General features: G+C 37.5%; 9 protein-coding genes. 7 read left to right on the top strand and 2 right to left on the bottom strand.

Translation table 11 applies throughout. The features are described from left to right. Positions 1 to 116: 116 nt before the first annotated feature. From GWK10_RS04005 to GWK10_RS04015, 3 genes are read left to right on the top strand one after another with little or no spacing between them, the layout of a single operon-like run. Complete coding sequence (locus GWK10_RS04005) at positions 117 to 941, top strand: alpha/beta hydrolase (RefSeq protein ID WP_164029632.1); 825 nt, start codon at positions 117 to 119, stop codon at positions 939 to 941. Then, positions 938 to 2,248: a tRNA lysidine(34) synthetase TilS gene (tilS, locus tag GWK10_RS04010; protein ID WP_164029633.1), complete on the top strand. Its 1,311-nt coding sequence runs from the start codon at positions 938 to 940 to the stop codon at positions 2,246 to 2,248. Before GWK10_RS04005 ends, tilS begins: the two co-directional genes overlap by 4 nt. Then, entirely contained in the window at positions 2,245 to 4,251 is a 2,007-nt protein-coding gene (locus GWK10_RS04015) for a protein-disulfide reductase DsbD family protein (RefSeq protein ID WP_164029634.1), read from the top strand. The genes tilS and GWK10_RS04015 overlap by 4 nt, the downstream gene beginning before the upstream one ends. Before the next feature lie 31 nt (positions 4,252 to 4,282). Here GWK10_RS04015 and GWK10_RS04020 read toward each other — a convergent pair whose 3' ends face one another. Both GWK10_RS04020 and GWK10_RS04025 read right to left on the bottom strand, forming a co-directional pair. Next, a complete protein-coding gene (locus tag GWK10_RS04020; protein ID WP_164029635.1) occupies positions 4,283 to 4,483 on the bottom strand; it encodes a helix-turn-helix transcriptional regulator in 201 nt (66 codons plus the stop codon). Further along, positions 4,473 to 4,961, bottom strand: a complete 489-nt coding sequence (locus GWK10_RS04025) for a hypothetical protein (protein WP_164029636.1) — start codon at positions 4,959 to 4,961, stop codon at positions 4,473 to 4,475. Before GWK10_RS04025 ends, GWK10_RS04020 begins: the two co-directional genes overlap by 11 nt. Before the next feature lie 163 nt (positions 4,962 to 5,124). Here GWK10_RS04025 and GWK10_RS04030 point away from each other — a divergent pair, with 163 nt between their 5' ends. The 4 genes from GWK10_RS04030 (at position 5,125) to GWK10_RS04045 (ending at position 14,265) form a co-directional block, all read left to right on the top strand. Further along, positions 5,125 to 6,999: a CocE/NonD family hydrolase gene (locus GWK10_RS04030; RefSeq protein WP_164029637.1), complete on the top strand. Its 1,875-nt coding sequence runs from the start codon at positions 5,125 to 5,127 to the stop codon at positions 6,997 to 6,999. A gap of 171 nt (positions 7,000 to 7,170) precedes the next feature. Then, positions 7,171 to 11,430 carry a DUF7507 domain-containing protein gene (locus GWK10_RS04035; RefSeq protein ID WP_164029638.1) on the top strand — a complete coding sequence of 1,420 codons (4,260 nt, stop codon included), beginning with the start codon at positions 7,171 to 7,173 and terminating at the stop codon, positions 11,428 to 11,430. Then, positions 11,431 to 12,363, top strand: coding sequence for a PorP/SprF family type IX secretion system membrane protein (locus tag GWK10_RS04040; RefSeq protein ID WP_164029639.1), 933 nt, complete (start codon positions 11,431 to 11,433; stop codon positions 12,361 to 12,363). A gap of 3 nt (positions 12,364 to 12,366) precedes the next feature. Further along, positions 12,367 to 14,265, top strand: a complete 1,899-nt coding sequence (locus GWK10_RS04045; protein WP_164029640.1) for an OmpA family protein — start codon at positions 12,367 to 12,369, stop codon at positions 14,263 to 14,265. The last annotated feature ends 78 nt before the right edge of the window (positions 14,266 to 14,343 follow it).

Here is a 14,343-nt window from a genome sequence, read left to right on the forward strand (position 1 = left end):
ATTATTTTGTCTTGTATCTTACTTCTTTATTCTTGAATCTATGTTCTCAATGAAGTCCGTATATGAAGAGCGTAATGGAATTATCTCGATTCAATTTTAGATAGTAACTTTAGCCCATGAAGCATCAAGAGTTTTTCTTAAAAAAATACCACAAACAAATATTCGCTCAATCTTGGTCGCCAGATAGACCCAAAGCCGTTATCTTATTGGTCCATGGTTTTGGTGAGCATTCTACCCGTTACGCCGATTTTGTTGTGCCAACACTAGTTGAGAATGAATATGCCATTTTTACCTATGATAATATTGGACACGGAAAATCAACTGGAAAGCGAGGAGACTGCGAGAGTTATGAGCAACTCATGGCCATTTTAAATGATGCTTATGATGAAGTAAGAGAACGTTTTGTTGATCTTCCTGTATTTTTGTATGGTCACAGCTTAGGTGGTAATCTAGTTATTAATTATACCTTGCGCATTGAGCCTGGAGTAAAAGGTACAATTGCTTCAAGTCCGTATTTAAGGTTAGCATTTAAGCCACCAAAATGGAAAATGAGTATTGGAAAGTTGTTTTACAAAATTGCTCCATCAATTACCTTATCCGCTGGCCTTGAAGTAAATCACCTTACAAGAGATAAGGCTGAGGTAAAGAAATATGAAAATGACCCTTTAGTTCATGACAATGTAAGTCCGATGTATTCGTTTCCTATTATGGAAGCAGGAGAATGGGCTATTTCAAATGCCGATCATTTAAAAACACCTATGTTTGTTGCGCATGGTACAGGCGATAAGGTAACAAGCCACAAAGCGTCAGAAGAATTTGCGAATGGAAGCCCTAAAGCAACTATTCGGCTTTTTGATGGTGGATACCACGAAATGCACAACGATTTCCATAAACAGGATTTCATGGATGCTTTAATCACCTGGATGAATAAACAGCTGTGAAAACCGCATTTTCTGATCATATTGATACCAATTTCCCTTTTCTTAAAAAAGGAAAATTACTTATTGCCGTTAGTGGAGGGCTGGATAGTGTTGTTTTAACACACTTATTACATTCCTTGTCACTAGATTGCACCTTAGCTCATTGTAATTTTAAATTACGTGGAGAAGAAAGTGATGCTGATGAGGCTTTTGTTATTGCTTTGGGTGAAACCTTGAATTTTGAGGTGTTTACCCAATCGTTCAATACTGACGAGTATGCCAGCAATAGTGGTATTTCTATTCAAATGGCAGCGCGCGAATTGCGATACGATTGGTTTTATGATCTATCAAATCAGTTTGGTTTTGATGCCATTCTTACTGCACATCATGCAAATGATAATCTGGAAACTTTATTGATTAATCTCACTCGATCAACTGGAATAGAAGGCTTGCTAGGAATACCAGAACAAAATAATAGTATTGTGAGACCTTTGTTATCCTTTGACCGAAAAGAGATTGAAGAGTACGCAAAAAAACATGAATTAGAATGGAGAGAAGATGCGAGTAATTCTGATGAAAAATACTTTCGTAACGCGATTAGGCATCATATCATTCCTGAGTTAGAAAAACTGAATCCGCGGATAAATAGATCGGTCAAGCAAACACAGGAGCATTTGGCAGATAGCTGGCAATTGGTTGAGGACCGAATTGAATGGCTTAAAAATGAACTCGAACCGGAATGGAGTGATGGAAAATTGAAGATTGATAAATTGAAAGAATTATCCAATACCAAAGCCTATTTATATTATTTATTAAAGGACTACGGATTTACAGAATGGGATGATGTCGTTGGCTTATTATCAACAAGTCCAGGAAAGAAAGTCACATCGAGAACACATACCTTGCTAAAAGACCGTGATTACCTGATTTTAAAGGCTGTTGACGAGGTTGCGAATGGTGCTGCTTATTTGATAGAGGAAGGCGCAGAGGCACTTACTGAACCAGTTTTATTGCAAATTACAACAGATAATACGATCATTAACGAATCAAATAGTGAGTTGTTTGTGGATAAAGAAACGTTAAAATTCCCTCTTACGTTAAGAAAATGGGAAAAAGGCGACTATTTTTATCCACTAGGGATGCAAGGCAAGAAAAAGAAGCTAAGCAAGTTTTTTAAAGATGAAAAATATTCCCTTTTTGATAAGCAAGCACAATGGTTGTTGTGCTCTGATGAGAAAATCGTTTGGGTAGTTGGTAAACGAGCAGATGATCGATTTAAGGTAACGGAAAAAACAACCACAGTTTTAAAATTCAAACAAACCGAATGAAGTCCCTCTTTTTATTTTTCACATTAATAGTTTTTGGTGTTACAAATGCCCAATTCGAGGATCGAGTTGAATGGTCAACTGCTATAGAAAAGCTTTCTGAAGATGAATATCGGCTAACATTTACGGCTGTTATGGATGAAGGTTGGCATATTTATGGTCAACCATCAGAAGGAGAAGAGGACCCTTTTGGACCAATTCCAACTGAATTTATCTTTAATAATGCTGATGGTAATTATGAGCTAATAGGAAAGACAACTCAACCAGATAAAGCACCTTATTTTGATAAAGTCTTTGATCGTGATGTCATTTACTTTGAGGATGTTGCTATTTTCAACCAAAGGATAAGATTATTAAATAAAGATTTTAATACTGTAGACGTTGAGGTTGGATATAGTGTTTGTGATGATAAACAGTGCATGCCACCTACAACTATTGATATTTCAATAAATTTAGATGGATCGGTCGTCGAGAAAGAGGAAAAAGTAGTTGATGAGGCCAGCCTTATAAAAGCTGACAAATTAAAAATCGATATTCAAAATACCGAACTTTTAAAAACGGAAGGCAAATCTGCAGAACAGCAAAATAACCTTTGGGTAATTTTCGGATTAGGTTTTTTAGGTGGATTAATAGCCTTACTAACTCCTTGCGTATTCCCAATGATACCTTTAACCGTTTCGTTCTTTACGAAACAGTCAAACGATCGAAAAAAGGGAATTGCTAACGCTTTATTATACGGGCTTTTCATTGTGGTGATTTACTTTTTATTGAGTTTGCCATTCCATTTAATGGATAATTTGGATTCGGAAATACTGAATACGATCTCTACTAACGTTTGGCTTAATGTATTCTTCTTTGTCATTTTCGTTTTCTTCGCATTCTCATTTTTTGGATATTATGAATTGACCTTACCTGCGAGCTGGGGAAGTAAAATGGACAATGCTTCGAACGTTGGTGGTGTTGTTGGAATATTCTTTATGGCTGTTACCCTTGCCATCGTTTCCTTTTCGTGTACTGGACCTATTTTAGGCGGTTTGCTCGGGAGTACCACCTTGGCAAATGGAAATGTAGCTACAAACCTTTCAGCTGGAATGACTGGTTTCGGTGTCGCCTTGGCGCTCCCGTTTGCTCTGTTTGCCATGTTTCCGGCTTGGTTGAATTCCTTACCGAAATCTGGTGGATGGCTAAATACGGTAAAAGTGCATCTAGGATTTGCGGAATTGGCATTGGCATTTAAGTTCTTATCATTATCCGACCTTGTGCAACATTGGGGATTATTGAAACGCGAAGTTTTTATCGGAGTATGGATTGTTATCGGGGTACTATGGCTTTTATATACTTTGGGTAAATTAAAATTTCCGCATGACGGTCCGATTAAGAAATTAGGTTTTGCCCGAATAGGCTTTGCTACTTTGTTAATCGCGATAATTGTTTACATAGCGCCAGGCTTAATGAAGAACCCAAAATGGGATGCTACTGCCTTTAGCGGCATGTTCCCGCCGGATTTTTACAGTATTTACGAACGGGAAAATGACTGTCCGCTAGGAATCGATTGTTATAAAGATTTTGATGAAGGCCTAGCAGTAGCAAAAGCGCAGAATAAACCAATCATGATTGATTTTACTGGTTGGGGTTGTGTTAATTGCCGTCGAATGGAGGAAAATGTTTGGGTAGAAGGTGATATCTATAAGATGCTTAAAAATGACTATGTTTTGATCTCTTTGTATGTTGATGATAAGAAAGACTTACCTGCAGATCAACAATTTGATTATGAACTGCCAACGGGTCGAGTAAAAGAGATAAAAACTATTGGAAACAAGTGGGCTACTTTTCAAACTATCAATTTCCAAACTGCATCGCAACCCTATTACATTTTAATGGATGCAGATTACAATTTATTAAACACTCCAGAGCAATATACCGATAAGGCCACCTACAAGACTTGGCTAAAAGAAGGTTTAGCAAGATTTGAGACGAGTACAGCGAAGCCGAAGTTTGCTTTTTAAGCTTTATTGATATTAAGGGTTTCCGATTTCGCTAATCCTCATCCTCCAAACTAAAAAGCTCCTCTACTGACTGACCAAAAAACGCAGCTAATTTTAATGCAAGTACCGTAGACGGTACATACTTTCCTTTTTCTAATGCGTTGATTGTTTGTCTGCTTACACCAATTTCATCAGCTAAGGTGCCTTGAGTTACGTCTTTTATAGCTCTGGCAATTTTTATCTTATTCTTCATAACGCAGTTCTTTTTTTGATTGATGTAATAAGAAATGAAACCGGATTACAAAAAATAGAATCGGAGTAAAGGCATTAAAAATAAGTACGTTGAAATATGGCATATCGTATACGAAGATTGTTGCAAATACAAATATTATGGAATTGAGATAGATCGCCCAAATAAGTGATTCAGTTCTAATTTTTCCTATAAACTCATCTTCATCTTTCACTTTGGCAAAGCCAACAAAAATGCCACCTAGAATGATGCAAATAGTTAGTATTTCATCCAATATACCATTTTCGATAACCTCAAAAAAGTTGTCAGAAGGGGAGCTAGATAGAAAAGTATCTCGCCAAATGGCAAAAACGGAAGTCCTCATAACCTCGTCAAATTCGAAGCCTACAATGTGAACGTAAATCCCATATAAAACACTCGGTATTAAAAGTATCCAACCAACTGTTTTAAGAGAATGGGGTAATAAAAAACGTGTGTTCATTTTATGATTGATTTTAATTAATAATGATACAAATGTAAAATAAAATTGATATAAAGTAAAATAAACTTTACATTTTTTAAAACAAACTTGTCATTATGCTTTAATTTTAACGAATGTAATTTTCTAATTGTGGTATATTTATACATCTAAAACACCAATTAAAATGACTCGATTTTTAACCCTAGTGCTATTATTTTTAGTTGTTGGTTGTAAGCAACAAGTTGATAAAGAAGAAACTACAACAGCTATTGATGCTTATGATGCTCGAGAATACTATGATAAAAAGGAAGTAACTATTGCAATGCGAGATGGTATTAAACTCCATACTACCATTTATAGCCCTAAAGATACTTCTAAAGAATATCCTATAATTATGTCTCGAACTCCATACAGTTGCCGCCCTTATGGAGAAGACCAATACAGAGAAAAAATCGGTCCGAATACCACTATGATGAAAGATGGTTACATTGTAGTGTATCAAGATGTAAGAGGTCGTTGGAATAGTGAAGGGGTGTATGATAATATGCGCGCGTTTCTTCCAAATAAAACAGGAGATCAAGTAGATGAAGCTTCAGATACATATGACACTATCGACTGGTTAATCAACAATGTTGATAATAATAATGGTAATGTAGGAGTTTGGGGTATATCGTATCCTGGATTTTATTCAACATATTCGGCGCTTTCTGGACATCCAGCTTTAAAAGCAGTTTCACCACAGGCACCAATTGGCGATTTCTTTTTTGACGATTTTCATCACAACGGAGCCTATTTGTTAAGTTATTGGCGGGCGACTGCGGTTTTTGGTTATATGAAGGATCAACCTACAAAAGAGTCTTGGTATTCCTTTCCTGACTTGGGTACAAAAGATCAATATCAGTTCTTTTTAGACGTAGGTCCACTGTCTAATCTTGATAAATATTATGATGAATCAAACGTTTTTTGGACTCAACTAAAGGAGCATCCAAATTATGATGAGTTTTGGAAAAGCCGCGGGATCATTCAGCATTTAAAAGATATTAAACCAGCAACTATGATTGTTGGTGGATGGTTTGATGCAGAAGACCTATACGGCCCACTTGAAACTTATGGTAGTATCGAAGAAAACTCAAAAGGGAATTACAATACGATTGTAATGGGGCCTTGGAGCCATGGCGATTGGGCAAGAAACAAGAAAAGACAGGCTATTGGCAATGTTTATTTCGGGGACGATATCTCCACCTTCTTTCAAGAAGAGATAGAAACAAAGTTCTTCGAGCATTTTTTAAAGGGAGAAGGTGACGGAAACACTGGCTTACCTGAAGCTTATGTGTATGATACAGGATCGAAGGATTGGAACACTTTTGATTCGTGGCCGCCTAAAAATACGGTGCAGTCTAACTATTATTTGCAACCAAACCAGACACTTTCTGTTAGAAGAGGAGAACCATTAACAAAGGTTGATTTCGTAAGTGATCCTAAAAAACCAGTGCCATATTCAGAGGATATTAAAATGGTATTTACGCCCAGGAAATATATGACCGACGATCAGCGTTTCGCCGCAAGAAGACCGGATGTATTGGTTTTTGAAACCGAAGTTCTTGAGGATTCTGTAACCTTAGCAGGCGACATCATAGCTTCATTAGACGTCGCTACAACGGGAACTGCTGCTGATTGGGTTGTAAAACTTATAGATGTATACCCTCCTGACCATCCAGATTATGAGGAAACACAGGCTTATCTAAAGATGGGCAATTATCATCAAATGGTGCGAAGTGAGTCGATGCGAGGACGTTTTAGAAATAGCTTTGAAAACCCTGAACCCTTCATTCCAAATCAAAAAACTAAAGTCCAGATTAAGCTTCAAGATGTAATGCATACATTTAAGAGAGGACATAAAATTCAGATTCAAGTACAGAGTACTTGGTTTCCATATATTGATCTGAATCCGCAGACGTATGTAGATAATATTTTTAAAGCCGAAGAGGACGATTTTAAAAAGCAAACACATACCGTATATAACAGTTCTAGTGTCAGGATGAGTATTCTTAAAAAGTAAGCTGTTCAGCTTTTTTGGTGCGGTTAATCGTGAATATTGTCTAGTTGCAGAATTAAGTATAGGGAAGTATTTAAACTTGATGGATTTTTCTATTTTTATTCATTCGTTTAGTCCCCAACCTATTTTGCCCGAAATGTACCTTTTATTAATAGTAATGGGCTATATTACTTTATGAATAGAAATGAAAAATCGTTTATTTCCATAGGCGGGATGCTAAGATCGTTTTTTACGGTATGTGTCTTGCTAATTTCTACATATTCATTTGCGCAGGTTGATTTGCGTATGGAGCAAACGGGAGGGCCAAACCCAGTTACTCAAGTTGGTGATGTTGTTGGTTTTACCATAACTGTTGATAACGCTCAGTTAGGAGCAATAGCTTTAACAGGTGTTGAAGTTGAGTTTGTCAATCCAAATTTTGTCGCAACCTTACTTGTTCTAGATTCCGGTGACAGCAATTCAAATGGAATACTGGATGTTGGAGAAGCCTGGTTATATTCTAGTTCATATACAGTTACTCAAGGGGATATTGACAATGGCTCTCGTTTAACAAATGCAGTTAATTTGACAAGTAATGAACTTCCGGCAGAAAGTACTGCTGCAGTTACACTTATTTCGGTAATTAATCGTATTTCGATTGATAAAACACAAACTGGAGGCCCAAATAACGTCACCGCTGCTAATGAAGTCATAGAATATACAATTGTTCTTACCAATGAAGGACAAATCAGTCAGACAGCTATATCGTTAAGTGAAACTTTTCCAGGGGCAGGTCCAAATACTCTTAATGGCCCAACAGAAAGCGGTACGGTAGACAATATACTTTCGCCGGGAGAAACATTTACGTACAATGCAACTTATACCACAACTGCAGCTGATATTGTTGCTGCTGAGACATTAGTAAATAGAGTTCGCGTTACCACTAACCAAATTTCAGAATCACAATCATCAAGCGCATCAACACCAGTAAATAACAGTCCTATATTTACAGTTACCAAAACACAGGTTACAGGGCCTACGATTGTTACTGCCGCTGAGCAGCAATTGGAATATGATGTTGTTGTAGCTAATTCAGGTACTAGCAATCTAACGGATGTTCAAATTCAAGAGTTTTTTCCTGGAAACGGAGTTTCTTCTCAACAGGCAACTCCCACTGAAAGCGGAACTGTTGATGGTATATTGAGTCCAAGTGAAACATTTACCTGGCGCGTTCGATATCGACCAGACCAAGAAGATATCGATACTAAGATCAACTTAATTAATCGAGTGCGCGTGACTGTTGCTGAATCAGCTGTAATTCTTGAAACGCAGGAGACAACTCCTATTCAGCCAATTACTTCGTTGTCGGTAGTTAAGAATCAGACGGGAGGGCCGGCGAATGTCACTGCAATTGGTCAGTTGCTCACCTATGAGATAACGCTTTTGAATACGGGAACAAGGACGCTCACTAACCTTGTTTTTACCGATGATTTTCCTGGAAATGGTGCAATGTCCCTAACAGGTCCAGTAGAAAGTGGCACAGTTGATAATGAAATATCACCAGGAGAATCATTTGTCTACACAGCAACGTATACTGTAACACAAGAAGATATTGATGCTGCTAACCCTCTAGTGAATAGGGCATTTGCGGTTACAACTGAATTTCCAACTACAATTACAGATACTGCAATAACACCCGTTAATGGTATTCCGTTATTTACAGTAACTAAAACACAAACTGCTGGACCTGCGTCAGTCTCAGCGCCTGGTGAAGTAATCACCTATGAAATTTTGGTAGCAAATACAGGTACGGTTAGTTTAAGTAATGTTGTTTTAGATGATGTTTTTCCTGGAACAGGTGCAAATAGTATAAGTGCGCCAGTTGAGAGTTTCGCAACAGGGGTAACTGGAATTTTAGAGGTAGGAGAGACATTTACCTATACCGCTACATATACTGTTTTGCAAGAAGATATTGATTCAAACTCTCAACTAGTAAATACTGCCAATGTCACTACCCAGGAAACTGGAGCTACAGTAGTCAGTGATACGGCTACTACCCCTGTTGATGCTGTTTTATTACTTGAATTGATAAAGCAAGGTACTTATGTTGATGAAAATGGAAACAGTATTACCGATGTTGGGGATGTTATTAACTATGTTTTCACTCTTACCAATGGAGGGAATAGAACGCTTAATAACATTACAATTAACGATCTGAATACTGATGTTGTGGTCTCAGGATCCCCAATAAATCTTAATTCAGGTGATTCGAACAATAGCAACTTTACAGGGCAATATGCCATCACCCAAGTGGATATTGATGCAGGTTTTTTTGAAAATACCGCTGTTGCATCTTCGGATGAGGTCGATTCACCAACTGCGGTTTCGAATGTGCCATTGACGCAAACTTTCGGAATTACTTTAGAGAAAAACGACACTTTTGATATTGGTGCTGATGGCATTGTAAATCCTGGAGACATTATCACTTATAATTTTACGATCCGAAATACTGGAAATACTACCTTGCAAAATATACAAGTGGTTGATAATGTTGCTGGCGTTATGTTAAGTGGTGGCCCGTTATCTCAACTAGATCCTGGAGCTGTCAATACTGATACGTTTATCGCGACCTATGCAATAACACAAACCGATATAGATAACCAACAATTTAGCAATCAAGCTAGAGTTACTGCCTTAGCTCCTGACAATACAACTGTTGTTGCGGATAATGCTTCTGACGACCCGGATACAGCTGATCCTAATGATCCCACCATTACTACCGCACCTAATATAACCGGATTACAACTTTTTAAAACAGGGGTCTTTAACGATGAGAATGGAGATGCGGCTGCACAAGCGGGAGAAACCGTTTCATATTCCTTCACTGTAACCAATACAGGCACTGCAACTATAAATAATTTGAGCATAACCGATCCTTTAGTTGTAGTTGATGGCGGACCTTTAGTTGCTTTAGCCCCAGGAAATACCGACAGTACTACTTTTACCGCAATCTATACTTTAACGGATGCCGATGTGGTTAGCGATTTCATTTTTAACCAAGCTACAGTATCAGGTACCGATCCCGATGGTAATATGGTAACCGATTTATCTGATGACCCAAACACCCCAGAAATTGATGATGAAACAGCTACAATTCTGGAACGTTTTCCGAATATTAGCTTGTCAAAAACCGGTATTTTTAATGATGAAAATGGCGATTTTTTACCACAAATAGGAGAAACTGTAAGCTATACCTTCTCATTTAGAAATACCGGTAACGTTGCCCTTTCTAACATTACAATTAATGATCCCTTAGTTGCCGTTAATGGAACATTTACAGGGAGTTTAGAACCAGGGGATGAAGACACAGCAACATTTACAGCGACATATTCAATCGTACAAGCTGATATTGATGCCCGTTTACTAAGTAATCAAGCGACAATAAGTGCATTTTTTGATAACAACGGTGCTTCTGAAGAAATTCAAGATCTATCAGATGATCCAAATAACGATTCTGATGTTGATACTAATGGAGATGGAGAACCCGATGACCCGACGGTCTTAATTTATCCGGCAGATACCGATGGTGATGGAATCCAGGACTTAACAGATTTAGATGATGATAATGATGGGATTCCTGATGCAATTGAATTAGAAGGAAATGCAACTCGAGATACTGATGAAGACGGCATTATTGATAGTCTGGATCAAGATTCTGATGGTGATGAGCTATTCGATTGGATTGAAGCAGGGCATTTCGCAGAAAATATAACCGCCGACAATCGGCTAGCAGGACCTTTTGGTGACGATGGTATATCTGATCAAGTACAAGACGACCCTAATTCTGGCGTGATTAATTACGAGCTGGCTGATATATCAGATGAGGACGGAATACCGAACTTTCAGGATATGGATGATGATGATGATTCCGTCTTAACCATATTTGAAGGCGCGAATCCAGATGGTGATGGAAACCCTTTGACTGGAGATACACTAGATACAGATAATGATGAAGTTCCGGATTTTTTGGATCCTGACGATGATAATGATACTCAATTAACGATAGATGAGTCACCGGATCCTAATGATGATGGTAATCCTGATGACGCTATTGATACTGATGAAGATGGAATTCCAGATTATTTAGATCCAAGTATTGATATTGAGTTTACCGAATTTAATGCGATCACCCCGAATGGTGATGCATTGAACAATCAATTGGAACTTAATGGTATCGAGCTATTCCCAGATAATAAAATAGAAATTTTCAACCGTTGGGGAGCCAAGGTTTACGAAACCAGTGGCTACGGAATAGGAGATAATTTTTTTAGAGGTTTTGCCAATAGTGGGAATGAAAGTGGAAAAAGCCTACCGTCAGGAACATATTTCTATGTGGTTAATTACGCTAACGGTGTGGAACAGGTAACCAAATCAGGCTATTTATATATCAACTAAATGAAGAACAGAAACATCATATTCGCTTTTTTAGCATTGTTCTCATATTTAGCAATAGCGCAACAAGATGCACAGTTTACTCAATACATGTATAATACGGTAACCATTAACCCTGCCTTTGCCGGAAGTAGGGGTTTGTTTAATGGCACGATTTTTCATCGATCACAATGGGTTGGTTTAGAAGGAGCCCCAGTTACACAAAGCGTTAGTTTTAATACACCTTTGGGAGAATCAAATAGAGTTGGATTGGGTATATCAGCATTAAATGATGAGATAGGACCTTCAACAGAGCAGGTATTTTTTATTGATTTTTCCTACAACATTGACATTTCTGATAATACAAAATTGGCTTTTGGTTTAAAAGCTGGAGGTAATTTACTAACCGTTGATTTTTCAAAATTGGGTATTCGAGATCCTCAAGACCCTGGTTTTGGTGCAAATATTGATAATCGTTTTGCGCCTAATTTTGGAGTCGGTGTTTATATTTATGGAGATAATGGGTACGTAGGGCTGTCCGCTCCAACAATTTTGGAGACCGAGCATTTTGATACTGATGAGAATCCGTCGTCAAATAGTTTGGCGGTAGAGCGTGCTACGATTTATTTTATGGGGGGTTATGTATTTGAGCTAAGTGATTCGTTTAAATTCAAACCCGCAATTTTAACAAAGTACACTGCTGAGGCACCAATACAAGTTGATTTATCGACCAATTTTTTATATAACGAAAAGCTCACTTTCGGGCTTGGTTATCGACCAGGCGGTACAGCAAGCGGTTTAGCTGGCTTTCAGGTATCTAAAGGTATATTAATAGGGTATGCTTATGATTTTCAGTTAAATGGGCTTCAGGACGCCACAAGTGGATCGCATGAGGTGTTTTTACGTTTTGAAGTGTTCAAGAAAGAAAAGGCAGCAGTTTCACCGGTTTTCTTTTAAACTATGATAAAAAGAATTTTAATACTCATATTAGTGTTAGTGCAAACTGCCATGTTTGCACAGAGTAAGTTAATGCAAAAAGCCGATATTTATTTTGCTAATTATTCTTACGCAGGGGCGATTCCTTTATATGAAAAACATCTAAAAAAGAATTCGGCTGAGGTTGATGCAATCAAAAAACTAGCCGATAGTTATTTCTTAACTGGAAACTTTTCTAGGGCAGAGTTCTGGTATGAAAAACTTATGATATATCGTGATCAAGTGGAGAATATTGAGGACTATATGTTTCGTTATTCACAGTCCTTAAAGGCATTTCGACAATATAAAAAAGCGGATGAGTGGATGGAAGAACTTGGGAAAATAAATCCTGAAGACAGGCGCTATCAGCTTTATAAAGGTAATCCACAGTACTTGGAGATTATAGAAATGAATAGTGATCGTTTCATTGCAGTTAATTCACCTTTTAACAGTAGATATAATGATTTCTCCCCGACTTTTTTTAACAACGATATTCTTTTTAGCTCATCAATGGCTGAAAAATCCGCAAGAAAAGTGCGCTCAGGATGGAGTAATCAGCCTTTTCTAAATTTATATGTCTACTCCAATGGAAAGTTGTCGACTTTAAAAGGCGATGTTAATGGTTCTGGGCATGAGTCTTCAGCTGCTTTGTCACCTGATGGTACTACACTATATTTCACGCGTAGTACAAACTCAATTAATACGGGTAAAGGGATTCTTAAAATTTATATGGCGAAGCTTCAGGGTAGCCAATGGAAAAATATAACAGAAGTTTCATTCAATAGTGAAGATTTTTCGACTGCACACCCTACCATTGATAAAACAGGTAAAAGATTGTTTTTTGCATCAAATCGAGAGGGCGGTTTTGGTGAATCTGACCTATATGAAGTGGAAATCTTAGGAGACGGTATATTCGGTGAACCCAAAAATCTGGGACCTGCCATTAATACAGAAGGAAGGGAGTCTTTCCCATTTATTAGCAGTACAAATCGCTTGTATTTTTCTTCAAACGGGCATCCAGGGCTAGGAATGATGGATGTTTTTACATGTGATTTCGAGAAACCTAATTTTCAAGTATATAATATTGGCGAGCCTGTAAATAGTACAAAGGACGATATTACTTTTATCGTAAACGAAGCAGATAAGAATGGTTATTTTGCATCAAATAGAGATTTTGGTAAAGGAGCTTACGATATCTATCAATTTAATAGAAAAGAGCAACTACGTACGGATTGTGAATCAGTTGTAATAGGTTCTATCGTTGGGGCTGACCAGAAAAACTTGATTAAAAATGCCACTGTAACTTTGAAAGATCTGAATGGGAATGTACTAGGTTCATCAAAATCTGATGGTAGTGGATCTTTTTCTATTCCAACGAGTTGTTTTGTCGGCCAACAGGAAGTAATAGTAGAGCGTGATGGTTATGAAAAATCGGTTACTACTATTAAAGTTTCCATTAAAACACCAGAGGTAGAAACGCAAATAACACTGAATGAAGTAGCTCCATTATTGTATAAGGATCTTATCACAACAATGAATTTAGCACCAGTTACTTTTGGTGATAAGAATACTAAATTAAATGAGGATTCTCTCTCAGTAATAGATGCGGTTGTTAAGGTACTACAAGATAATCCATCGGTATCCATAAACATACGATCGCATACTGACCTTAGGAGAAACTATACCTTCAATCTAAGCTTATCCCGCAAGCGAGCCAATGTAATAAAAAACTATATCGTTAGAAAGGGCATTTCTTCAGACCGATTACTAACGGAAGGCATGGGAGAGATCGAGCTAAAAGTAAACTGTGGATTCAAAGTACGTTGTTCTGAAGAAATTCACAAACAAAATAGGCGAATAGAGTTTGTAGTTGTTTCGAAGTAGTATAGCATTATACTATGAATTTCGATTATTTCTGATTTTAACACTACCATTCCGATATAAGCATTAGAAAGCTCTAAA

It is taken from the genome of Spongiivirga citrea (assembly GCF_010671565.1).
Classification (GTDB): domain Bacteria; phylum Bacteroidota; class Bacteroidia; order Flavobacteriales; family Flavobacteriaceae; genus Spongiivirga; species Spongiivirga citrea.